Consider the following 21870-nt stretch of genomic DNA (forward strand, 5'->3'; position numbering starts at 1 on the left):
AGGCGTCGTACGCCGTCCGGCTCGAGTGGGGACCGACCGGCGGGGCCGCTGTCGCCGAGGGCGCCGACCTCGTGGTCGTCGTCGACGTGCTGTCGTTCACCACCACGCTCGGCATCGCCGTGGCGCGCGGCGCCCGGGTGCACCCGTTCCCGTGGAAGGACGAGCGGGCCGCGGCGTTCGCGGCCGAGCGGGACGCGGTGCTGGCCGTCGGCCGGCTCGAGGCCGCCCGGCTCGCCGACCCGCCGCCGAGCCTGTCCCCCGGCCGGGATGCTGGCGAGCGACCCCGTGCCGCGGCTGGTGCTGCCCTCGCCCAACGGCTCCTCGATCTGCGCCGCCCTCGCCGCGCCGGCCGGACCGACCGTCGTCGGAGCCTCGCTGCGCACCCGTGCCGCAGTCGCCGACTGGCTCGTGCCGCGGCTCCAGCGCGGCGCTGCAGTCGCCGTGGTGCCGGCGGGGGAGCGCTGGCCCGACGGGTCGCTGCGGCCGTCGCTGGAGGACCTGTGGGGCGCCGGCGCGGTCCTCGACGCGCTGGAGCGGCGGGGTGCTGCGCCGCGGCCGAGCCCGGAGGCCGAGCACGCGGCGGCGTCGTACCGCCGGGTCGCCGACCGGCTCCCCGACCTGCTCGCCGCCTGTGCGGGCGGGCGCGAGCTCGCCGCGATGGGCTACGCCGACGACGTGGCGGCCGCTGCGGCGGTCGACGCCGACACCGTGGTGCCGCTGCTCACCGACGACGGGTTCGCCGCCGCCTCACCCGACGGCTGCTGATCCCGACCCGCTCCCGAGCCGGCCGTGAACCGTCAGCGGCGGCCGAAGTCCTGGGTCCACCACGGCGTGCCGCCGCGCATCACGAAGCCGACGCCGATGTGGCGGAACCGGCAGTCGAGGATGTTGCGCCGGTGGCCGGGGCTGCGCAGCCAGGCGCGGACCACGCTGCGGGCGGTGGGATAGCCATAGGCGATGTTCTCCCCGAGTCGCGTCCAGTCGTACCCCGCCTGGGTCACCCGCCGGCCCAGCGCCGGCTCGCCGGGCAGCTGGTGGTCGAGGCGGCGCGCCCGCGCCATCCGCTTGGTGTGCCGCTGCGCTGCGAGGTTGAGCGTGGCGACCTGCCGCAGCGGGGCGCAGCCGTTGGCCCGGCGGGCCCGGTTGGTGAACCGGACCACCTGGCGCCTGCGGTCCGCGAGCCCCGCGCGTTGCGCGGCGCGCTCGGCCGGCGCCTCGGCGCGCTCGGCGGCCGTGGCCGGCGCGGCGGCCGCGGCCCCGGGGGCGGCGCCGGTCGGCGCGACCAGCAGGAGGGCGGTCGAGAGGAGCAGGGTGAGCGTCGTACGCATCCGTCCAGTGTGGCGCGTCGGTTCTCCGGACCCAACCGGGTGCGCGTCGCCGCTGTTGCCGGGTGCGCTTAGGCTCGCTGTCGTGAGCATCCTCGACGACGCCCGACCGGGCATGGACCCCGACATCCGGCCGCAGGACGACCTCTTCGGCCACGTCAACGGCCGGTGGCTGGAGGAGACCGAGATCCCTGCCGACCGGTCGGCGTGGGGCCCCCTTCGTCCAGCTTCGCCGACGTCGCGGAGGAGCAGGTCCGCGAGATCATCACCGAGCTCGCCGCCCAGCCCTCGGACGAGCAGGCGGAGGACGCCCGCAAGATCGGTGACCTCTTCAACTCCTTCATGGACACCGACCGCATCCAGACCCTCGGCCTGGGCCCGGTCCGGGCGCTGCTGGAGGCGGCGAGCGGGCTGCGCGACGTACGTGACCTGGCGGCGTTCCTCGGCGAGTTCGAGCGGATCGGCGGCTACGGCCTGTTCGGCTCCTACGTCGACACCGACGACCGCGACTCCGACCGCTACCTGTTCCACGTCGTGCAGGGCGGCCTCGGGCTCCCCGACGAGAGCTACTACCGCGAGGACAAGTTCGCGGGCGTGCGGGAGAAGTACGTCGGCTACCTCACCCGGATGCTCACCCTCGGCGAGCACCCCGACCCCGAGGGCGCGGCGCAGCGGATCCTCGCGCTCGACACCGAGCTGGCCCGCGGCCACTGGGAGCGCGCCGAGACCCGCGACGTGCAGAAGACCTACAACCTGCGCACCGAGACCGAGCTCAAGGCGATGTGCCCGGCGTTCGACTGGGACGCCTACGTCACCAACCTGGGCGGCCAGCTCTCCGGCCCGCACGCCACCGTCGCCGAGCTGTGCGTGCGCCAGCCGTCGTACCTCGAGCACCTGTCGAGCGTCCTCACCGACACCCCGATCGAGGTGTGGCGGGAGTGGATGTTCAGCCGCGTGCTCCGCTCGGCGGCGCCCTACCTCCCCGACCCGTTCGTCGAGACCAACTTCGACTTCTACGGCCGCACCCTCTCCGGCACCCCCGAGCTGCGGGCGCGGTGGAAGCGGGCGGTGTCGTTCGTCGAGGGCGCGATGGGTGAGGCGGTCGGGAAGGAGTACGTCGCCCGCCACTTCCCGCCGTCGTCGAAGGCGATGATGGACGAGCTGGTCGGCAACCTCCTCGCCGCCTACCGCGAGTCGATCTCCCAGCTGGACTGGATGACCGAGGAGACCAAGCAGCGCGCCTACGAGAAGCTCGAGACGTTCCGGCCCAAGATCGGCTATCCCGACCGGTTCCGCGACTACTCCCGGCTGCCGGTCACCCCGCACGACCTCGTCGCCAACGCCCAGGCGTCGGCGGCGTTCGAGACCGACCGCCACCTGGCCAAGATCGGCTCGCCGGTCGACCGCGACGAGTGGTTCATGCTGCCGCAGACCGTCAACGCCTACTACAACCCCGGCACCAACGAGATCTGCTTCCCCGCCGGCATCCTGCAGAAGCCGTTCTTCAGCCCCGACGCGCACCCGGCGGAGAACTACGGCGGCATCGGCGCCGTGATCGGCCACGAGATCGGCCACGGCTTCGACGACCAGGGCGCCCAGTTCGACGGCCGCGGCAACCTCAACGACTGGTGGACGCCGGACGACAAGGCGGCGTTCGAGGTGAAGTCGAAGACCCTGGTGGAGCAGTACGACGCGTTCGAGCCGCGCGACCTCCCCGGCGAGCGGGTCAACGGCGCGCTCACCGTCGGCGAGAACATCGGCGACCTCGGCGGCCTCACCATCGCCCACCGCGCGTTCGTAATCGCCGAGGGCAAGGCCGGTCGGGAGGCGTCGGTCGACGACCGCCGGAAGGTGTTCCTCAACTGGGCCTACGTGTGGCGCACCAAGCGCCGCCGGGAGCAGCAGCTGCAGTACCTCACCATGGACCCGCACTCGCCGGCCGAGTTCCGCGCCAACATCGTGCGCAACCTCGACGAGTTCCACGAGGTGTTCGGCACCGGCCCCGGCGACGGCCCCTGGGTCGAGCCCGCCGACCGCGTGCGCATCTGGTGACCGGCAGCCGGCGCTGGCGCGGCCGGGATCGTCGCGGCGATTTCGCCGATTCCCAGGACAGCCCCGGCGCCGCCGTCGTAGGCTGGTGCTCGCCGCCGCAGGTGACCCGAGACACCTGCGGCGGCTTCCACTTTCTCGGGGTCGTCCCGTGTCCCGCCGCCGGCGGTGGTCGGCCCGTTGTGGAGCGGGGTCCCAGGGGCCGCAGGTTCATCAAGGTATGTCGACCAACCTGCGCTCCCCACGGCGGGCACACCGTGGGAAGTGCCAGCTCGGCGACATACCTTGATGAACCTGCGCCTCCTGTGCTGCGCCACCTCCGCGAGCACCACCCCCGCCGCACCACCTGTGGACGCCGACCCACCCCCCACCGACACCCCGCTGGTAGACACGTCGCATGACCGCAGCGACCCGGAGCGACATCCGCGACCGCGCCGAGGAGCACCTGCGTGCGCTGGTGGGGCGCGACGACGCGACGCTGTACGACGACCAGTGGGCGGCGATCGAGGCGCTGGTGGTCGGCCGTCGTCGGGCGTTGGTAGTGCAGCGCACCGGGTGGGGGAAGTCGGCGGTCTACTTCGTGGCCACGCAGCTGCTGCGCGAGCAGGGGAGCGGCCCGACGGTGATCATCAGTCCGCTGCTGGCGCTGATGCGCAACCAGATCGGGGCGGCGGAGCGGGCCGGGATCCGGGCGGTGACGATCAACTCCACCAACGTGGAGGAGTGGGACGAGACGAACGCCGCGATCCAGCGCGGCGAGGTCGACGTGCTGCTGGTCAGCCCCGAGCGGCTCAACAACCCCGGCTTCCGTGACGAGGTGCTGCCGCGGCTGGCCGCCACCTGCGGCCTGCTCGTCGTCGACGAGGCCCACTGCATCTCCGACTGGGGCCACGACTTCCGGCCCGACTACCGCCGGATCCGGACGCTGCTCGACGAGCTGCCCGCCGGGATCCCGGTCCTGGCGACCACGGCGACCGCCAACCAGCGGGTCACCGACGACGTGGCCGAGCAGCTGGGCCGCGACACGCTGGTGCTCCGCGGGTCGCTCGACCGGGCGACGCTGCGGCTCGGGGTGGTGCGGCTGACCACGGCCGAGCAGCGGCTCGCATGGCTGGCCGACCACCTCGCCGAGCAGCCGGGCAGCGGCATCGTCTACTGCCTGACCGTCGCGGCCACGCAGGAGGTGGCCGACTACCTGCGCAGCCGCGGCCACCGGGTCGAGGCCTACTCCGGCCAGACCGAGCCGACCGAGCGGCTGGCGCTCGAGCAGCAGCTGCTCCAGGGGGCAGGTCAAGGCGCTGGTCGCCACCAGTGCCCTGGGGATGGGCTTCGACGCGTCGCTCGGGTTCGTGGTCAACCTCGGCGCCCCGAGCTCGCCGGTCGCCTACTACCAGCAGGTCGGGCGGGCCGGCCGTGGCCGCGACCTGCCGGCGGAGGGCGCGTCGGTCGTGCTGCTGCCCGCCACCGAGGACCGCGACATCTGGGCCTACTTCGCCTCGTTGGCGTTCCCGCGGGAGGAGCAGGTGCGGGCCACGCTGGCCGCGCTCGCCGAGGCCGGCGCCCCGATGAGCACGGCAGCCCTCGAGACCCGGGTCGACCTCAGCCGCAACCGGCTGGAGACGATGCTCAAGGTGCTCGACGTCGACGGCGCCGTACGCCGCGTCCGCGGCGGCTGGGAGGCGACCGGCAGGGAGTGGACCTACGACGCCGCGCGCTACCGGCGGGTCGCCGAGGCCCGGGAGCGCGAGCAGCAGGCGATGCTCGACTACCTCGCGACCGACCGCTGCCGGATGGCGTTCCTCCGCAGCCAGCTGGACGACCCGGAGCTGGCGGCCGACCCCGGGTGGCGGTGCGGCCGGTGCGACCGGTGCGGCGGCCTGGCGCTCTCCACGGAGGTCTCCGAGGCCGCGGTGGGGGAGGCGGCCGAGCGGCTCGCCCGCCCCGGCGTCGCGATCGAGCCGCGCAAGCTGTGGCCGACCGGCCTCCCGACGATCGGCGTGCAGCTGAGCGGCCGGATCAAGCCGCCGGCCGAGGAGGGCCGCGCGATCGCGCGGCTCACCGACCTCGGCCACGGGCCGGCGCTCCGCGAGCTGTTCCGCGCGGGCTCGGGCGACGACGACGGAAGGGTGGCCGACGGTCCGGTCCCGGAGGGGCTGGCCCGGGCGATGGTCCGGGTGCTGCAGGACTGGCGGCCGGAGGTCGACGCGATCGTGGTGGCCGAGTCGGAGCGGCGGCCCACGCTGACGACCGACCTCGCCCAGGGACTCTCGCGCTTCCTCCGCGTCCCCGTGGTCGGCCGGTGGGCGGTCGTCGACCCGTCCGTCGGACCCGACCGCGGGGCCACCAACTCGGCCCAGCGGGTGGCGGCCGTCGGCCGCCGGTGCGCGCTCCGGCTCGACGACCCGGCGGCCGTGGAGGGGCGGCGGGTGCTCCTCGTCGACGACCTGGTCGTGACCGGCTGGTCGGTCACCCTCGCCGCCGCGGGGCTCCACGGGGCCGGCGCCGGTGCCGTGCTGCCCGTCACCCTCGCCGTCTCCGGCTGACCCGGCCGCTCACGCGAGGGCCGCGAGCCCGTCGAGCACGCGGGCGAGGCCGAACTCCCACGCGAGCGCCGGGCTGTGCGCGGCCCCCATCGCCTCGCCCGCGGCCGCGCCGACGCGCCGGGCGAGCGGGAAGTCGTCGCCGACGTACGTCGCGAGCCGGGCACCCCAGACGGGCCACTGCTCCGCCAGCTCGTCGGCGTGCGGACGCGGGAGCAGCGCCCGGGCGCTCGCGCGCACGAAGTCGAGCACGAACGTCAGGGCCGCGTCACAGGTCACGTCGTCGAGGCCGAGCGGTGCGAGCGCCGCGAGCTCGTGGTCGTACTTCGCGATCGTGCCCGGGCCGAGCGCCGTCCGCTCGTCGGCCACGTCGAGCAGCCACGGGTGCGCGCGCAGGGAGCGCCAGGTTGGCCTCGGCGACGAGCCGCACCCGCGAGCGCCACCCGAGCCGCCCGTACGCCGGCAGCTCGGCCAGGGCGTGCGCCGCGTCGGCCATCAGCACGAGCAGGTCGTCCCGGCTGTTGACGTGGGTGTAGACCGACATCGTCGAGACCTCGAGCTCGGCCGCGAGCCGACGGACGGTGACGGCCGCCAGGCCGTGGCCGTCGGCGAGCCGGACGGCGGTGCCGACCACCGTGCCAGTCGAGACGCGGGCCGGCGGCCCCCGTCGGCCGGCGACGGCGGCCGCGGGGTGGTCGCGCCACAGGAGATCGATCAGTGGTCGGGGCATGGCATCTCCATTGGCGCATCATCGCATAACGTAGTACGGTGTACGTCGTACAACGTATTGCGACGGAAGGAACCCGTGCAGATCACCTCCACCGCCATCTCCCTCAACGTGCCCGACGTCGAGGCCTCCGCCCGGTTCGCGCGCGACCACCTCGGCTTCACCGACGCCATGAGCGCCGAGGGCTTCGTCTCGCTCACCCACCCGACCGCCGGCGTCAACGTGATCTTCCTGCAGGTCGGCCTGCCGACGTTCCGACCCGCGGAGATCGCCGGCCCGGCCGGGCAGGGGGATCCTGCTCGTGTTCGTCGTCGACGACCTGGACGCGGAGTTCGACCGGATCGCGGCGGCCGGCGCGACCGTCGTCACGCCGCCGGAGACCGAGCCCTGGGGGGAGCGCTACTGCCAGTTCCGCGACGGCAACGGGCTGGTCTGGCAGCTCGTGCAGTGGGTGTCGACGCCGGAGTGACGGACCGGACGGCTGTGTCGGGGTCGCCGGTTACCGTCTCCCGGGTGAGCTTCGTGCCCGTGACCGGTCCGGCGACCTTCCGGCCCGCCGACCCGCCGCGCGACGGCACGATCGAGTTCAGCGACGACCGGCGCACGATCGCGCTCCCGGTCCGGGCGGCGCTGCCCGTGCTGAGCAAGGCACGCGGCCGCGACGACGTCCATCCCAGCGTCGCGCTCCTCGGCGGCGCCGCGCTGCTGGCGAGCCGGATCGTCGCGGCCGGCAAGCTCGCACCGGCGACGCCGGAGGGCCGGGCGCCGCGGTGGCAGGTCGAGGGCCTCGACGAGCGCGACCGCGACAGCCTCGCCCGGCTCGCGCAGGCACGGGCCTACGACGACCTGGAGCCGGCCGCCGCGACGGCCCTCGTCGAGCAGGTGCTCGACGCGGTCGTCGACGCGCTGCCCCGGGCCGCCCCGGCAGCGACCGCCCCGCCCCGCCCCGCTGCGGAGCGGGCCGCCGCGCCGGCGCCCGGCGGCTTCGCCGAGCGGCTGCGGCGCCGGGTCGCCGAGCGCGCGGAGCGGGAGGGCCGGACGGGGGTCGAGGCGCTCCCCGAGCTGGTGCGGGTCTCGTTGCGGGTGGAGGCCGACGAGGAGGAGCTGGTCGCCGGGTCGGTGCGGGTGGTCGTGCAGGTGCACGACGAGCGCGACCCGCTCCACGTCTGCGACGCGGCGGTGCTCTTCGCCGACACCGTTGACCCCGCCGGCGCGGCGGGTGCGGCGGGCGCGGCCGGCCACGGGTTCGGGCCCCGCGCGCGGGTCCACGCGAGCATCGCGCTCCGCGCGGCCGCGGAGGTGTGGCCGGTGCTCGACCGGCTGCTCGGCCTCTCCGTGCCCGACCAGCTCACCCTCGACCGCGACGAGATCGCGAGCCTCCTCGACCACGTCGGCACCCTGCGCGACGCGCGGGTCGACGTGCACTGGCCGCGCTCGCTCGGCCGTGAGCTCACCACCCGGGCGGTGCTCGAGCGACGCGACGGCTCCTGGGACGGCGACCTCCCCGTGCAGGACAGCCCGTTCTCGGCCGAGGGGCTGTTCGCCTTCTCCTGGCAGGTCGCGCTGCACGGCGACCCGCTGACCGAGGAGGAGATGGAGCAGCTCGCGACCGCCGCGAGCCCCCTCCTGCAGCTGCGCGGCTCCTGGACCGTCGTCGACCCCTCGACCGCGCGCCGGGCGCGCAAGCGGCTGATCCGCAAGGCCACCGGGTCCCAGGCGCTCGCGGCCGCACTCACCGGTGTGACCGAGCTGCCCGACGCCACCGAGCCGGGCAGCACCGAGCAGGTGGTCGTCGGCGCCAGCCTGCTGCAGGTGCGCGACCGGCTGCTCGCGGCCCCCCACCCGCGACCCGCTCCCGGCGCCGGCCGGGCTCCGGGCCGAGCTGCGCGACTACCAGCGCCACGGGCTGACCTGGCTCGCCGACCTCACCGGCCTCGGCCTCGGTGCGTGCCTGGCCGACGACATGGGGCTGGGCAAGACGATCACCCTGATCGCGCTCCACCTCCACCGCCTCGAGCAGGGCCTCTCCGACGGCCGGTCGACGCTCGTGGTCTGCCCCGCCAGCCTGCTCGGCAACTGGGAGGCCGAGATCCGGCGGTTCGCGCCCGGCCTGCCGGTGCGGCGCCACCACGGCTCGGCCCGCGACCTCGGCGACCTCGACGGCGGCTTCGTGCTGACGACGTACGGCACGATGCGGCGCGACCACGCGGCGCTCGCCGACGCCGGCTGGGACCTGGTCGTCGCCGACGAGGCGCAGCACGTCAAGAACGCCCGCTCGGCCACCGCGCGGGCGCTGCGCCGCATCCCGAGCCGCGCCCGCGTCGCGCTCACCGGCACACCGGTGGAGAACGAGCTCACCGAGCTCTGGTCGATCCTCGACTGGCTGGTGCCGGGGCTGCTCGGCAGCCGCCAGGCGTTCCGACGGGTGTGGGCGGCGCCGATCGAGTCGGGTGCGGAGCCGACCAAGGCCCGCCAGTTCGCCGACCTGATCGGGCCGTTCCTGCTGCGCCGCCGCAAGTCCGACCCCCGGCATCGCACCGGAGCTCCCGCCCAAGACCGAGACCGACCACCTGCTCGGCCTGACCCGCGAGCAGGTCGTGCTCTACGAGGCGTTCGTCCGCGACACGATGGCCCGGATCGAGCGGCTCCCCGCCGACGACCCGCAGCGCCGCGGGATGGTGCTCTCGCTGCTCACCGGGCTCAAGCAGATCTGCAACCACCCGGCCCAGTTCCTCAAGCAGTCGCTCACCGCCGGCGGGGTGCGGCTGCCGGGCCGCTCGGAGAAGCTCGACCTGCTCGACGAGCTGCTCGCCACGGTGCTGGCCGAGGACGGCGCGGTGCTCGTCTTCACCCAGTACGTCGCGATGGCGCGGCTCCTCGAGCAGCACCTGAGTGCGACCGGCGTGCGGCACCAGCTCCTCCACGGCGGCACGCCGGTGGCCGAGCGGGAGGCGATGGTGCGCCGGTTCCAGGACGGCGAGGTCCCGATCTTCCTGCTCAGCCTCAAGGCCGGCGGCACGGGCCTCAACCTGACCCGCGCCGACCACGTCGTCCACGTCGACCGCTGGTGGAACCCCGCGGTCGAGGAGCAGGCGACCGACCGTGCCTACCGGATCGGGCAGACCAAGCCGGTGCAGGTGCACCGGATGGTCGTGCGCGGCACGATCGAGGAGCGGGTCGCTGCGCTGCTCGAGCGCAAGCGGGCGCTCGCCGACGCGGTCCTGGCCCGCGGCGACGCGGCGCTGACCGAGCTGAGCAACGAGGACCTCCGCGACCTGGTGACCCTGCGCGCGGAGGCCCGTCGCGAGGCGCTGCTGCGCGACGGGGACGAGGAGTGAGCGTGGCGACGCAGCGGGTCACCCACGCCCGGTTCGACCAGCCCCGCCGCGGCCTGCGCTCCTGGTGGGGGCAAGGCGTGGCAGCGGGCGGTCGAGGAAGCGGCGTACGCCGAGGCCGACCTCCGCGCCGGCCGCCGGGCCGCCCGGCGCGGCGACGTCGGCGGCATCAGCGTCGCCGCCGGCTCGCTGCTCGCCGCGGTCCGCGAGGACGACGACGCGTGGACGGTCGAGGTGGCGGTGCCGGTGCTCGACGAGCCGGAGCGGTCGGCGCTGGTCGACGTCGTCGCCGCCGAGTCCGGCCGGGTCGCCGCGCTGCTGGCCGGCGACCTGCCGCACGACCTCGTCGAGCACGCCGAGGAGGTCGGCGTCGAGCTGCTCCCCTTCGGGGGCGAGCTGGTCGCCACCTGCACCTGCGACCACTACCTCGACCCGTGTGCGCACGCCCTCGCCGTCCTGGTCCAGGTGGGCTGGCTCGTCGACGCCGACCCGCTCGTGCTGTTCGCGGTGCGGGGGCTCGACCGCGAGGCGCTGCTCGCCGCTCTCCACGACCGCGCGACCGGCGCCGCCGACGACCCCGGCGGCGTGGGCCGGCTCGCCGACGACGTCGAGGTCGCCGCCGACGCCGTCCTGCGGGCCCGGCGCCTCGTCGAGCTGATGGAGGGCGGGGGGCGAGGTCCCCGACGACCTGGTCACCTGAGCCGGTCGTCCCGGTGCGGGTCGGTGCCGGTCAGGTCAGTGCCGGTCAGGGCCGGTCAGGGAGAGCCGGTCAGTCCGTCGACAGCAGGGTGCCGAGCGGGCCGAGGTCGATGTCGAGGTCGGCGGTGGTGAGGTCGTAGCGCGACTTCAGGTCCTCCATCGCCTGCTCCAGCTTCATCAGCCCGAGACCGAGCGCCTCGACCTGGTCGTCGGTCAGGTCGCCCTCGTCGACACGGCGGAGCGCCTGCTTCTCCATCAGCTGCCGCACCAGCTCGATGATCGTGAGGACGAGCTTGAACAGGTCGCGCTCGACGGAGTCGGGGTCGGTCTCCATCCGCTGCGCGAGGGCGTGCCGGCCCCTCGGCTCCGGGGCCGGGCCGGAGGAGGCCGAGGTCGCGGGTCCGGTCATCGCGCCATCTCCTCCCGGACCGAGGAGATGAACGCGTGCAGCCGCACCTCCACCAGGTCGATCCCCGCCAGGCTGATCACGACGTCGCCGGCGATGACCACGCCGGTGCCGAGCAGCCGGTCGAGGAGGTCGACCAGCGCGATGTCGCCGTAGCCCTGCTCCTCGGCCAGGACGCTCACACCGGCTCCAGCGTCGCGAAGGAGTACGGCGGCCACGGGCCGGCACAGGCGACCGACACCTCCGGGTGGGCCGCGGCGAGCTCGGCGACCCGCTGCGTGAACGCGTCGCGGGCGCGCGCGTCCACGAGGTAGGCGCCGTTGAGCAGCATCGTGCCCTCGACACCCGACAGCCGCGGGTCCTGCGGTCGCAGCCGGCGGCTGGCGACGCAGAGCTCGCGCAGCGCGAGGTCCACCTCCTGGGCGGTGGCGGCCGACTGCTCCGCCGCCGCTCGCTTCTCGGTCGCGGCGGCCTTCTTGCGGCGCAGGTAGGCGGCGCCGCTGCTCACCGCCGGCTCGGCGGCCTCTGCGCCGCGGGGCGTCGGGTGGGCGTAGACCTTCACGCTCCACTCGGCGCGGCCCTCGACCCGGTCGAGCGCCGCGGCCAGCGCGTCGTACTGCTCCTCGAGCCGCCGCCGGACGCTCGGGTCGTCGAGGCAGATCGTCGCCAGCCGCATCGGTGCGGTGGGCGCGGCCTCGGCGCAGGCGTGCACCACCGCGTTGTGGCCGCGGGGCGGTGTGCTCGACCCAGTCGAGCCGCTCGAGGTTGCGGCGCAGCGCGTCCTCGCCGTAGTCGTCGAGGTCGACGGTGCTCACGACGGCCTGCAGGTCGAGCACCTCGACCACCTCGAGCGGAGCCTCGGCCAGCGCGGGGACCTCGGTCACGACCGCGGGGTCGAGGCCGCGGCAGACGGCGTAGAGATAGCGGGCCCGATCACCCATGCCGCGCCTCCAGCGCCTCCAGCCGCTCGCGGAGCTCGCGGTTCTCCTGCTCCAGCCGGTCCTGCTTGCCCGACAGCATCGGGTCGTGCTTCCACCAGTCGATCCCCATCTGCTCGGCCTTGTCGACCGACGCGACGAGCAGCCGGATCTTGATCGTGAGCAGCTCGATGTCGAGCAGGTTCACCTGGATGTCGCCGGCGATGACGATGCCCTTGTCGAGCACCCGCTCGAGCACGTCGGCCAGCTGCTGGGGGCGCGGCTGGCGCGGGTCGTGGGGCGTGCCGTAGGCCGGGGAGACCGACGACGGGCCCGGCCGGCGCGCCGGCAGGTCCCCGGCGCCGGAACCGGTGCCGGACCCGGTGTCGGTTGTGGCGTCGTCGGCGACCACCGACTCGGTGCGGCGCTCCGTCATCGGTCCTCCTCGGTGCTCCCGCGGGTGTAGCGGTGCATCCGGCGGCAGCTGGTGAGGTCGCCGTCGCCGTCGAGCTTGACCTCGTACGTCGCCAGGACGTCGGTCGTCTCGGGCACCCGGTGCAGCTCGAGGACGTCGACCAGCACCGTCCACCCGTCGTCGCCCTTCTCCAGGCCGACGACCGCCTCGGCCTCCTTGCCGGTCAGTCCCTGCACGTGGTGCCGGGCGAGCTTCACCGCCTCAGGGCCCTTCACGTTCGGCTCCCTCGATCAGCCGCTGGAGGAGCTCCTCCTCCCACCAGGCGGCCTCGGCGTCGCTGAGTGCGCCCTCCTCGTGGAGGTGGGCGACGGTCTCCAGCTGCCGCCTGATGATGGCGGGGTCGTAGTAGGTCTCCTCCGCCTGGCGCAGCACCTGCTCGCCGATCGCGACGGTGCCGCGCAGCTGCGCGAGCGGCAGGCCGAGCAGCCCGGTCAACAGTCCCATCACGCCTCCCCGACGAAGTCGTACGGCGCGAGCGGCCCCATCAGGCTCAGCCGCACCCGCTCGTGCACCGCCTCCGCGTAGGTCTCCAGCACCTGCTCCAGCGCCGGCACCTGGTCGTCGTCGACCAGCAGTGCCGCCTCGACGACGTGGTCGAGGCCGGCGCCGCGGCGGACCTGGTGCTCGACGACGTGCGGCAGCACCCGGTCGAGCAGGTCGTCCGCGTCGTGCTGCCGTCGCTGGTCGACGGCGTGGGCGACCAGCTCGCCCAGCCGCACGCGGTCGGCCCACGACATCTGCTCCGGCACGCCGCGGGTGCGGTCGTTGAGCTCGCGGATCCGGGGGTCGGCCGCGACCACCTCGGCGAGCACCGCCTCCTCGACGTACCGGGCCCGCAGCACCAGCTGGCTGCGCCCCTCGAGGGCGTCGAGCAGCTGGGCCAGCCGGTCCTCCTGCGGCGCGAGCAGGTCGTCGACGACCCCGGCGTCGTCGGCCAGCGCCGACCCGAACCGCACCGGCACGACCGGCCCCCGGCCGGCCAACGCGTCCACGACCTGGTGGTACGCCGTCAGGTCGGCCTTGTGGGCCAGCGAACGGCCCTCCTCGACCGCGCCGACCACGGCCGCGACCGGGCCGTGCGCGACCGCGCGGAGGGCGCTGCCGCCCACGCCGGTGATCTCGGGCAGCTCCGAGCCGGCCCGGACCACGCCGTAGACGAGCAGCGCCTCCGTGCGGGGCTCGGTGCCGTCGCGGGTCACCGTCACGACCGGCTCCTGGACGACGAGCGGCGGCGCTTGCTCTCCTCGCCGGCCTCCCCGTCGTCGGTGTCGTCGGTGTCGTCGTCGTCCTTGTCGTCACGGCTCGGGGTGAGCGCCTCCCTTCACGCCCCCGAGCGCACCCTTGGTCTTCTTGCGTGCGCCGCCCTCACGGAAGTCGTCGAGGAGGTCCCCGAGGTCCTTGCCCTCCGCCTTGCCGAGGTCGAGCCGGTTGGTCGCCTCGGCGAACCGGGAGGTAGGTGTCGACGCTCGCGATCACGATCCGGGCGTCGATGGTCAACAGCTCGATGCCGACCAGCGAGACCCGCACGTAGGCGTCGATCACGATGCCCTTGTCGAGGATGATCTCGATGACGTCGGCGAGGCCGCTCGGCGCCGGCCGGTCGAGGTAGCCGCCGCCGGAGCGGCGTTGGCTGGTGGTCTGGACGGTCATCGGTTCTCCCTCCTCGTCGCTGTACTCCTCGTCGACCTCGGCGGTCTCGTCGTCGTCGGCGTACTCGTCGGGCTCCGGCTCGTCGCCGGCCTCGTCGGGCTCGTCGGCCTCGTCGGTCTCCTCGGTCTCGTCGCGGGGCTCGTCGTCGGGCTCGTCCGCCTCGTCCTGCGGGCCGTCGTCCGCCTCGTCCTCGTCGCCCTGCTCGCCGCCCTCCTCATCGGTGGGCTCGTCGTCCTCGTCGCCCTGCTCGTCGTCCTGCTCGTCGCCCTCCTCATCGGTGGGCTCGTCCGCCGACCGGTCGTCGCCCGACTCCTGGTCGCGCTCCTCCTCCTCGCGCCGCTCCTCGTCGGACTGGACGACCTCGCCGTCCTCGATCACGCCGCGCCAGCCGTTGACGGAGTCGGGATCGAGCAGGGCGTGGGACATCACGTGGCGCCGGAAGTGGAGCAGCTCGGCGCGGACCCGGCGGCCCTGGGCGCGCCACAGGTTGGCGGTGCGCTCGAAGAGCCCCTGGGGGTGGTACTCCAGCACCACGATGATCCGGGTCAGCTCGGGCGCGAGCTCGTGGAAGGTCACCGCGCCGTCGACCGAGCCCCTTCTTGCCCTTGGAGCGCCAGATGATCCGCTCCTCCGGCCGCTGGTCGAGGATCGTGGACTCCCACTCGCGGTGGGACCAGAAGATCTGGGCCTTCCACTTCAGCTTCTGGTCCTCGACGGCGTCGACGACCTCGACCTTCTTCATGAAGGACGGGAACGACCCGAACTCGGTCCACTGGTTGTAGGCCAGCTCGATCGGCACACCGACGTCGATCGTCTCCAGGATGGTGGTGACCTTGATGTTGCTCCCGGACTTCTTGGAGCCCCCGGTCACCGCGTCCTTGACCTTCTCGCCGAGGCCGCTGGCCGCGTCGCCGACCTTGTCCTTGACCGCGGAGGCTCCGCTGCCGACGGCGCTCTTGACGACCGGCTTGGCCAGCTTGGGCATCGACAGGCCGCCCTCCTGGGCCATCGACTCCATCTTCGACGTGAGGTTGCCGACCTTGTCCTCGGCCGCCCCCAGCGCCCGGTTGCTCAGCGCGCCGACGAGGCCCTGGGAGGCCTCCTTGAGCCGCTCCTGCGACTTGCTCGCGGTGGCCATGGCTCACTTCCCCCGGACTTGCTCGACGAGCTCGACTTCGACGCCCGCTTGCGGGGGCTGCTCTTCTTGGCAGCGCTCTTGCGGGGCTTCTGCTCGGGCTCCTCCTCCGGCTCGTCCTCCGGCTCGTCCGCAGCCTCGTCCTCCGCGCCGGCGTCCTCGTCCTCCGGCTCGTCCTCGGGTGCCTCGTCCTCGGGTGCCTCGTCGTCCGGTGCCTCGTCGTCCGGTGCCTCGTCCTCGGGCGCCTCCTGGTCCGGCGCCTCCTCGTCGTCCGAGCCGTCGCCGTCCTTGCCGGTGCCCTGGAGCGACTCGGTCATCGACTCGATGCGCGAGGCCGCGGTCGCCATCGCCAGCTCCTTGGCGGCACTGGTGAGCCCCTCGGTGAGCTGGCCGCGCAGGTTCTGCAGCTCGGGGTTGTCGCCGACGATCTTGTTGGCGATGGACTTCGGGTCGGCCGAGAGCTTGCGGCCCGCGAGCAGCCCCGCGATCGTGATGGCCAGCCTCAGCTTCTTGGTCCGGCCCAGCAGGTACCCGCCTGCCACGGCAGTGGCGATCTTCGCCGTTGTTGTGGACATAGTCGTTTCAGCCGGCCCTTCGTCCCCTCCCAAGGACGTGGGCGGCTGCCTCCTCCGCACACGGCAGTAACCCGATCGTGTGATCCCAAACACGTACCGGAGCTCGCGCGGACCGGATCTCGGCAGCGTCAGCCGACCGGTTCCACCCCCAGCGCCGCCAGGGCCATCGACGCCAGCAGCTCGCGCAGCCCCCGCGTCCCCGAGGGCGTGGCCAGCGCGGGGGTGGAGTTGAGCAGGCCGAAGGCCGCGTGGGCGGCAGCCCGTGCGGAGGCGGTGTCCAGGCCCGGGCGGTGGGCCTGGAGCTGGGCGGCCCAGACGTCGACGTACTGCCGCTGGAGCCGGCGTACCTGGTCGCGGGCGTCGGCCGGCAGGGGACTCCCAGTCGCGGTCCTGCACCACGATCAGCGAGCGGTGGCCGAGCGCGAAGTCGACGTGCCAGTCGACGAGGGCGCGGACCGCGGCGGCGGGCTCCGGCGCGGCGGCGACCCGCTCGCGGCCGACGGCGAGCAGCCGCTCGCTGATCGACACCAGCATCTCGGCGAGCATGGCCTGCTTGCTCGGGAAGTGCTTGTAGAGCGCCGGCCCGGAGATCCCGCATGCCGCGCCGAGCTCCGCGACGGAGACGCCGTGGAAGCCGCGGGCGGCGAACAGGTCGGCCGCGGTGGCCAGGATCTGCTCGCGCCGGGTCGGCTCCTGGGTCGCGGTCACCCGCTCAGGTTAGTGCTCGCTCACCCCTGCGGGGCGGCGGTCCGACACCGGCAGATTCCTCCGGAGGGATGAATCCTGCGGGGCGGCTCGCGAGTCGCACCTGTGACGCGGGCGCCTGCCCGCAGAACGGAGGACGACCATGCTCGACCGACCCGCCCGGATCACGGCTGTCGCCGCGGCCGTCGTGACCGCCTGCATCGGTCTCGTCGTGCCCGCCTCGGCGGCGGCGCGGCCGGACCTCGCCGTGGTCCGCACCAGCGCCCCGGCGACCGCGATGCCCGGCAAGGCCGTCACGGTGCGCACCAAGGTGCGCAACGACGGCACCCGGCGCGCGGCCGCCACGACCGTGGAGGTCTACCTCTCCAAGGACGCCCGGAAGGGCCGGGGCGACCGGAGGCTGGCGGGCAGCACCCGGGTGAAGTCGCTGATCGGCGGCGTCTCGTGGGACGGCTCGGCGAGGGTCAAGGTGCCCAACGGCACCGCGCCCGGCCACTACTACCTGATCGCCTGCGTGGCGCGCGACGCCGGCCCGGCGCGCAACGACTGTCGCGCGGCGCGGAACCGGACGAAGGTCGTCGGCCTGCAGGGCAAGGGGTCGGATCACCGGCGACCTCACCCTCACCGACGCCGGCCAGACCTCGCAGTCGGAGTGGGACCGCACCGCCACCGTCGGCATCAACCTGGCGGTCACCCAGCCCGGGCTCCGGACGAGCTTCGCCGACCGGGGCAGCCGCTACAGCTGGTCGGGCGGCCAGACCGACCAGCGCGACTGTTGGACCGAGGTCTCGGTGGAGGAGGGCGGCGGCGGGTTCAAGTACACCGGCGACCCCCTACACCGACGACATCCACGGCCACTGGACCCACACCTCGCGCGGCTCGCTGCGGATCGGGCTGTTCATGTACTTCGACCACAGCGACACGATCACGACCTGCAACGGCACCCGCACCGAGAGCGGGCGGGGGCTCAACGTGGTGTCGATCGAGTTCGAGGAGGTGTCGCGCACCGCTTCGTCGGTGACCTACCGCGCGGAGTCGTGGGAGGCCGAGTACAGCGGGACCTCCAACTGGGACGACATCGACGGCACGATCACGTTCCGGCTGAAGAAGTAGCCGGTCGGCCGCGCCTCGGGGGCCGGCTCTGCGGGGGTCAGCCGCTGGTCGAGTCGTCGTCGCCCTCGTCGCGCTCGTCGGGGGTCTGGGCGGCCTTGCGCAGCGTGTCGCTCTCGGACTTGACCGCCTTGGTCAGCGAGGGGTCCATGAGCGGCTCGGTGCCGGGCTGCTCGAGGTCGGTGCGGCCGGTGTGGGGGTTGGAGCCGAACCCGGCGCCGGTCGTGCCGGCCGGGGTCGTCACGTCGGGACCCTCCTCGACCTCCCTCCCGCCAGTCGTCGATCGTGTCGTCGCCCGGCCCGCCGTGCGCGGCGTTGCGCGAGGGCGACTTCGGCTCGGTCGACGAGGGCTCCGGCGTCGACGTCGCCGGACGCTCGGGCGCGGCCTCGACGTCGGCCGGGCCGGCGTCGCTGCGGCCCTCGGGTTCGGCGGGGTCGGGGTGCTGCCCGGCCCCGTGCCGGCGACCGCCGAGGACGGAGCCTCCGACGCCCCGCGCCAGGTCCACCGCCTGGGTCGCCGTCTCCCGCGGGTGCTTGACGGCGTGGACGGACCGTCCGACGACGGTGCCGGCGAGATCGGTGATGGTCCGGACGACCGACATGGCGTGGTGCTCCTCTCGTGGGCGGGTGCTCCAGGGCGGTACCCGCCGGTGCCGGGTCCAGCCACCGGCCGTCCTCATCGGCCGGGTCCGGCAGGGCTCGGACGGCTCCGCCGGCGGACGAGCGTTGACCCTGGTGGTTAACGATCGTTAACCTCGGGGCATGACGACGCTCCGCGAGCTCACGGCCGAGCTGCACGAGCGGCTCGCCCGGGTGCGGCAGGGAGGCAGCGAGACCGCCCGCCGGCGGCACACCGACCGCGGCAAGCTCCTCGTCCGCGACCGGGTCGACCGGCTCCTCGACCCCGGCAGCCCGTTCCTGGAGGTGGCGCCGCTCGCGGCGTACGGGATGTACGGCGGGCCCGGCGAGGACTACGCCGTGCCGTCGGCGGGCGTCGTCGCGGGCATCGGCCGGATCCAGGGCCGGGAGTGCATGGTCGTGGCCAACGACGCCACGGTGAAGGGCGGCACCTACTACCCGGTGACCGTGAAGAAGCACCTCCGGGCGCAGACGATCGCCGCTGAGAACCGGCTGCCGTGCGTCTACCTCGTCGACTCCGGCGGCGCCTTCCTGCCGATGCAGGACGAGGTGTTCCCCCGACCGCGAGCACTTCGGCCGGATCTTCTTCAACCAGGCGAACATGTCGGCCCGTGGCATCCCGCAGCTGGCCGCGGTGATGGGCTCGTGCACCGCGGGCGGCGCCTACGTCCCGGCGATGTCGGACGAGACCGTGATCGTGCGCAACCAGGGCACGATCTTCCTCGGCGGCCCGCCGCTGGTGAAGGCAGCGACCGGCGAGGTCGTCACCCCCGAGGAGCTCGGCGGCGGCGACGTCCACGCCCGCCGGTCGGGCGTCGTCGACCACCTCGCCGACGACGACGCCCATGCGCTGCAGATCCTGCGGGGGATCGTCGGGACGTTGCGGTTTGGGACCAATCCGCACGAATCCGGCGCCGCGGACCGCGGTTTGGGACCAAACCGCACCCCTCCCGCCCCCGTCGAGGAGCCCCACGAGCCCCCCGAGAGCATCTACGACGTGGTGCCGGCGAGCGTCCGGACGCCGTACGACGTCCGCGAGGTGATCCGCCGGATCGTCGACGGGTCGCGGCTGCAGGAGTTCAAGCAGCTCTACGGCGAGACGCTGGTGTGCGGGTTCGCGCGGATCCACGGCTACCAGGTCGGCATCGTGGCCAACAACGGGATCCTGTTCAGCGAGTCGGCGCTGAAGGGCGCGCACTTCGTGGAGCTGTGCAACCAGCGGGGCATCCCGCTGCTCTTCCTGCAGAACATCAGCGGCTTCATGGTCGGCAAGGACTACGAGAACCGGGGCATCGCCCGCGACGGCGCCAAGCTGGTGACGGCCGTGGCGTGCTCGGTCGTGCCCAAGGTGACCGTGGTCATCGGCGGCTCCTACGGTGCCGGCAACTACGGCATGTGCGGACGGGCCTACGACCCGCGGTTCCTGTGGATGTGGCCCAACGCGCGGATCTCGGTGATGGGCGGCGAGCAGGCCGCCAACGTGCTCGCCACCGTCGCCGGGCGCGAGGACGACGACGAGTTCAAGGCGCCGATCCGCGACCAGTACGAGCGGCAGGGCTCGCCCTACTACGCCACCGCCCGGCTCTGGGACGACGGCGTGATCGACCCCGCCGACACCCGCCGGGTGCTCGGCATGGCGCTCGCCGTCACCGCCGGTGCCCCCGTTCCCGAGCCGTCCTACGGCATCTTCCGGATGTGAGCCGATGACGATCCAGACCGTGCTCGTCGCCAACCGCGGCGAGATCGCCCGCCGCGTCTTCCGCACCTGCCGAGCGCTCGGCGTGCGCACCGTCGCCGTGCACACCGAGGTCGACGCCGACGCGCTGCACGTCCGGGAGGCGGACGCGGCGGTGCTGGTGCCGTCGTACCTCGACGCGGAGGCGGTCGTCGCCGCCGCGACCTCGGCGGGAGCCGACGCGGTGCACCCCGGCTACGGCTTCCTGTCGGAGAACGCAGGGTTCGCCCGCGCCGTCGCGGAGGCGGGGCTGACCTGGGTCGGCCCCACGCCCGAGGTGATCGAGCGGATGGGCCGCAAGGACGCCGCCCGCGAGGTCGCGCTCGCCGCGGGGGTGCCGGTGGTGCCGTCGTACGACCTCGACGGCGACCCTGCGTCGTTCGCCTACCCCGTCCTGGTCAAGGCGGCCGCGGGCGGCGGCGGCAAGGGGATGCGGGTCGTGCGCGGGCCGGAGGAGTACGCCGACGCGGTCGGCGCCGCGCGCCGCGAGGCGGTCGCGGCGTTCGGCGACGGGACGCTGCTCGTGGAGAAGTACGTCGAGCGCGGCCGGCACGTTGAGGTGCAGGTGGTCGGTGACGCGCACGGCACCGTCCTCCACCTGCTCACCCGGGAGTGCTCGGCGCAGCGGCGGCACCAGAAGGTGCTGGAGGAGGCGCCGGCGCCCGACCTCGACCCGCACCTGCGGCACCGGATGCACGCCGCGGCGGTCGCCCTGGCGTCGGCGGTCGGCTACACCGGAGCCGGCACCGTCGAGCTGCTGCTCGACGCGACGACCGGCGACTTCTACTTCCTCGAGATGAACACGCGGCTCCAGGTCGAGCACCCGGTGACCGAGGAGGTCGCCGGCGTCGACCTGGTGGCGCTCCAGCTCTCGGTGGCGGCGGGGGAGCCGCTCCCGCTGACCCAGGAGGAGGTCGCGCCGCACGGGCACGCGATCGAGGCCCGGGTCTACGCCGAGGACGCCTACCACGGCTTCCTCCCGCAGGCCGGTCGCGCGACCGCGGTGCGGTGGCCGGACACGGGCGCGCGGGTCGACCACGCCCTCGAGTCGGGACAGGTGGTGAGCACGGCGTACGACCCGATGCTGGGGAAGGTCGTGGCCCGCGGCCGTGACCGCGAGTCGGCACGGCGGGCGTTGGTGGCCGCTCTCGACGACACGGCGGTCCTCGGGCTGACCACCAACACCGGGTTCCTCCGGGAGCTGGTGGCGAGCGACGCGTTCCGCGACGGTGAGATCGACACGGCGTGGCTCGACCGCAACCAGGTGCCGGAGCCGGACCCCGCGCCGGCCCGCGAGCTGGCCGCCCGGCTGTGGCTCGACGCGAACACCGAGCGGGGCGGGCCGTTCGCCGCCGACGGGTTCCGGATGGGGGGACCGCCGGCGCCGGTCGTCGTGGAGTTCGAGGACGGCTCGGTCACGCTGCCCGGACGTCATGCGGACCGTGGGCGGGCGCCCACGAATCGTCTGACGTCCCTGGTGACCATCCACGGCGTGGAGCTCGCCTGGCGCGGCCAGCGCCACGTCTTCGAGCGCCCCGACCCGGCCGCCGACCACGCCGTTGCCACCGGCGACGGCACCGTCGTCGCCCCGATGCCCGGCACCGTCCTCGACGTCCGGGTGACCGAGGGCCAGGCGGTCGCCGAGGGCGACGTCCTCGGCGTGGTCGAGGCGATGAAGATGGAGCTCGCCCTCAAGGCCCCCTTCGCCGGCACCGTCACCTCCGCGACCCCCACCGTCGGCCAGCAGGTCGCCCTCGGCGCCACCCTGTTCCACGTCACCCCCGAGCAGGGTTGAATCGGGCCTCGTGGTGTGTCGAATCGGGCCTCGTGGTGTGTCGAATCAGGTGT

21 protein-coding genes and 5 pseudogenes are annotated in these 21870 nt (G+C 74.1%); 11 read left to right on the forward strand and 15 right to left on the reverse strand.

The window, feature by feature from the left end:
- Positions 1–267 precede the first annotated feature (267 nt).
- On the forward strand, positions 268–765 hold the full coding sequence (locus MF408_RS10190) for a 2-phosphosulfolactate phosphatase (protein ID WP_240251270.1): 498 nt from the start codon (positions 268–270) through the stop codon (positions 763–765).
- A 32-nt stretch (positions 766–797) separates the two neighbouring features.
- Here MF408_RS10190 and MF408_RS10195 read toward each other — a convergent pair whose 3' ends face one another.
- Positions 798–1328, reverse strand: a complete 531-nt coding sequence (locus MF408_RS10195) for a CAP domain-containing protein (RefSeq protein ID WP_240251271.1) — start codon at positions 1326–1328, stop codon at positions 798–800.
- A gap of 204 nt (positions 1329–1532) precedes the next feature.
- Between MF408_RS10195 and MF408_RS10200 the strand changes: the two genes are divergently transcribed.
- The 3 genes and pseudogenes from MF408_RS10200 to MF408_RS26840 all read left to right on the forward strand — a co-directional run bounded on the left by MF408_RS10200 (position 1533) and on the right by MF408_RS26840 (position 5917).
- The gene (locus MF408_RS10200; RefSeq protein ID WP_275693395.1) at positions 1533–3377 is read left to right on the forward strand and encodes a M13-type metalloendopeptidase; all 1845 of its coding nucleotides are present in this window, start codon (positions 1533–1535) and stop codon (positions 3375–3377) included.
- 394 nt (positions 3378–3771) lie between these two features.
- Positions 3772–4308, forward strand: a pseudogene (locus tag MF408_RS26835) (DEAD/DEAH box helicase); the annotation flags it as partial.
- 388 nt (positions 4309–4696) lie between these two features.
- On the forward strand, positions 4697–5917 hold the full coding sequence (locus MF408_RS26840) for a hypothetical protein (protein WP_345893892.1): 1221 nt from the start codon (positions 4697–4699) through the stop codon (positions 5915–5917).
- A 9-nt stretch (positions 5918–5926) separates the two neighbouring features.
- On the opposite strand, the gene MF408_RS10210 is transcribed toward MF408_RS26840, so the two are convergent.
- Both MF408_RS10210 and MF408_RS10215 read right to left on the reverse strand, forming a co-directional pair.
- On the reverse strand, positions 5927–6283 hold the full coding sequence (locus tag MF408_RS10210; RefSeq protein ID WP_240251272.1) for a TetR/AcrR family transcriptional regulator C-terminal domain-containing protein: 357 nt from the start codon (positions 6281–6283) through the stop codon (positions 5927–5929).
- Positions 6183–6644, reverse strand: coding sequence for a TetR family transcriptional regulator (locus MF408_RS10215; protein WP_240251273.1), 462 nt, complete (start codon positions 6642–6644; stop codon positions 6183–6185). Before MF408_RS10215 ends, MF408_RS10210 begins: the two co-directional genes overlap by 101 nt.
- 168 nt (positions 6645–6812) lie before the next feature.
- Between MF408_RS10215 and MF408_RS10220 the strand changes: the two are divergent.
- From MF408_RS10220 to MF408_RS10235, 4 genes and pseudogenes are all read left to right on the forward strand, one after another.
- A pseudogene (locus tag MF408_RS10220) lies at positions 6813–8312 on the forward strand (SNF2 helicase-associated domain-containing protein); the annotation flags it as partial.
- 235 nt (positions 8313–8547) lie between these two features.
- Positions 8548–9105, forward strand: a pseudogene (locus MF408_RS10225) (SNF2-related protein); the annotation flags it as partial.
- 133 nt (positions 9106–9238) lie between these two features.
- Entirely contained in the window at positions 9239–9979 is a 741-nt protein-coding gene (locus tag MF408_RS10230) for a C-terminal helicase domain-containing protein (protein ID WP_240251274.1), read from the forward strand.
- A 231-nt stretch (positions 9980–10210) separates the two neighbouring features.
- Positions 10211–10807 carry an SWIM zinc finger family protein gene (locus MF408_RS10235; protein WP_240251275.1) on the forward strand — a complete coding sequence of 199 codons (597 nt, stop codon included), beginning with the start codon at positions 10211–10213 and terminating at the stop codon, positions 10805–10807.
- Here the strand turns inward: MF408_RS10235 and MF408_RS10240 are convergent.
- From MF408_RS10240 to MF408_RS10290, 11 genes and pseudogenes are all read right to left on the reverse strand, one after another.
- Complete coding sequence (locus tag MF408_RS10240; RefSeq protein ID WP_240251276.1) at positions 10746–11084, reverse strand: gas vesicle protein K; 339 nt, start codon at positions 11082–11084, stop codon at positions 10746–10748. The genes MF408_RS10235 and MF408_RS10240 overlap by 62 nt on opposite strands.
- On the reverse strand, positions 11081–11263 hold the full coding sequence (locus MF408_RS10245; RefSeq protein ID WP_240251277.1) for a gas vesicle protein: 183 nt from the start codon (positions 11261–11263) through the stop codon (positions 11081–11083). Before MF408_RS10245 ends, MF408_RS10240 begins: the two co-directional genes overlap by 4 nt.
- Positions 11260–11799 (reverse strand): annotated as a pseudogene (locus MF408_RS10250) (GvpL/GvpF family gas vesicle protein); the annotation flags it as partial. The gene MF408_RS10245 and the pseudogene MF408_RS10250, both read right to left, overlap by 4 nt.
- 215 nt (positions 11800–12014) lie before the next feature.
- Positions 12015–12434 (reverse strand): gas vesicle protein, encoded by a 420-nt coding sequence (locus MF408_RS10255; protein ID WP_240251279.1) that lies wholly within the window; start codon positions 12432–12434, stop codon positions 12015–12017.
- Positions 12431–12688, reverse strand: a complete 258-nt coding sequence (locus MF408_RS10260) for a gas vesicle protein (RefSeq protein ID WP_240251280.1) — start codon at positions 12686–12688, stop codon at positions 12431–12433. Before MF408_RS10260 ends, MF408_RS10255 begins: the two co-directional genes overlap by 4 nt.
- Entirely contained in the window at positions 12675–12917 is a 243-nt protein-coding gene (locus MF408_RS10265; RefSeq protein ID WP_240251281.1) for a gas vesicle protein GvpG, read from the reverse strand. Before MF408_RS10265 ends, MF408_RS10260 begins: the two co-directional genes overlap by 14 nt.
- Entirely contained in the window at positions 12917–13678 is a 762-nt protein-coding gene (locus tag MF408_RS10270; RefSeq protein WP_240251282.1) for a GvpL/GvpF family gas vesicle protein, read from the reverse strand. The genes MF408_RS10265 and MF408_RS10270 overlap by 1 nt, the downstream gene beginning before the upstream one ends.
- 160 nt (positions 13679–13838) lie before the next feature.
- The gene (gvpJ, locus tag MF408_RS26845; protein ID WP_345893936.1) at positions 13839–14042 is read right to left on the reverse strand and encodes a gas vesicle protein GvpJ; all 204 of its coding nucleotides are present in this window, start codon (positions 14040–14042) and stop codon (positions 13839–13841) included.
- Positions 14043–14394: 352 nt separating this feature from the next.
- Complete coding sequence (locus MF408_RS10280) at positions 14395–15261, reverse strand: SRPBCC family protein (RefSeq protein ID WP_240251284.1); 867 nt, start codon at positions 15259–15261, stop codon at positions 14395–14397.
- A complete protein-coding gene (locus MF408_RS10285) occupies positions 15195–16541 on the reverse strand; it encodes a helix-turn-helix domain-containing protein (RefSeq protein WP_240251285.1) in 1347 nt (448 codons plus the stop codon). The genes MF408_RS10280 and MF408_RS10285 overlap by 67 nt, the downstream gene beginning before the upstream one ends.
- Positions 16542–17371: 830 nt before the next feature.
- On the reverse strand, positions 17372–17509 hold the full coding sequence (locus MF408_RS10290; RefSeq protein ID WP_240251286.1) for a hypothetical protein: 138 nt from the start codon (positions 17507–17509) through the stop codon (positions 17372–17374).
- Between the two features lie 4 nt (positions 17510–17513).
- On the opposite strand from MF408_RS10290, the gene MF408_RS10295 reads away from it, so the two are divergent.
- Complete coding sequence (locus MF408_RS10295) at positions 17514–17651, forward strand: hypothetical protein (RefSeq protein WP_240251287.1); 138 nt, start codon at positions 17514–17516, stop codon at positions 17649–17651.
- 37 nt (positions 17652–17688) lie between these two features.
- Here MF408_RS10295 and MF408_RS10300 read toward each other — a convergent pair whose 3' ends face one another.
- On the reverse strand, positions 17689–17892 hold the full coding sequence (locus MF408_RS10300; protein ID WP_240251288.1) for a hypothetical protein: 204 nt from the start codon (positions 17890–17892) through the stop codon (positions 17689–17691).
- Between the two features lie 475 nt (positions 17893–18367).
- Between MF408_RS10300 and MF408_RS10305 the strand changes: the two are divergent.
- Together MF408_RS10305 and MF408_RS10310 are read left to right on the forward strand one after the other, a co-directional pair.
- Positions 18368–19986: pseudogene (locus MF408_RS10305) on the forward strand (carboxyl transferase domain-containing protein); the annotation flags it as partial.
- A 4-nt stretch (positions 19987–19990) separates the two neighbouring features.
- Positions 19991–21817, forward strand: coding sequence for a biotin carboxylase N-terminal domain-containing protein (locus MF408_RS10310; protein ID WP_240251289.1), 1827 nt, complete (start codon positions 19991–19993; stop codon positions 21815–21817).
- Positions 21818–21870: the final 53 nt, after the last annotated feature.

It is taken from the genome of Nocardioides sp. TF02-7, from assembly GCF_022437945.1.
Taxonomy (GTDB): Bacteria; Actinomycetota; Actinomycetes; order Propionibacteriales; family Nocardioidaceae; genus Nocardioides.

Excerpts from the sequence above, each read along its gene's own strand:
- MF408_RS10190 (WP_240251270.1), top strand. The coding sequence starts at position 268 with ATGCTGGCGAGCGACCCCGTGCCGCGGCTGGTGCTGCCCTCGCCCAAC.
- MF408_RS10195 (WP_240251271.1), bottom strand. The coding sequence starts at position 1,328 with ATGCGTACGACGCTCACCCTGCTCCTCTCGACCGCCCTCCTGCTGGTC.
- MF408_RS26840 (WP_345893892.1), top strand. The coding sequence starts at position 4,697 with ATGGGCTTCGACGCGTCGCTCGGGTTCGTGGTCAACCTCGGCGCCCCG.
- MF408_RS10215 (WP_240251273.1), bottom strand. The coding sequence starts at position 6,644 with ATGCCCCGACCACTGATCGATCTCCTGTGGCGCGACCACCCCGCGGCC.
- MF408_RS10240 (WP_240251276.1), bottom strand. The coding sequence starts at position 11,084 with ATGACCGGACCCGCGACCTCGGCCTCCTCCGGCCCGGCCCCGGAGCCG.
- MF408_RS10255 (WP_240251279.1), bottom strand. The coding sequence starts at position 12,434 with ATGACGGAGCGCCGCACCGAGTCGGTGGTCGCCGACGACGCCACAACC.
- MF408_RS10265 (WP_240251281.1), bottom strand. The coding sequence starts at position 12,917 with ATGGGACTGTTGACCGGGCTGCTCGGCCTGCCGCTCGCGCAGCTGCGC.
- MF408_RS10280 (WP_240251284.1), bottom strand. The coding sequence starts at position 15,261 with ATGGCCACCGCGAGCAAGTCGCAGGAGCGGCTCAAGGAGGCCTCCCAG.
- MF408_RS10310 (WP_240251289.1), top strand. The coding sequence starts at position 19,991 with ATGACGATCCAGACCGTGCTCGTCGCCAACCGCGGCGAGATCGCCCGC.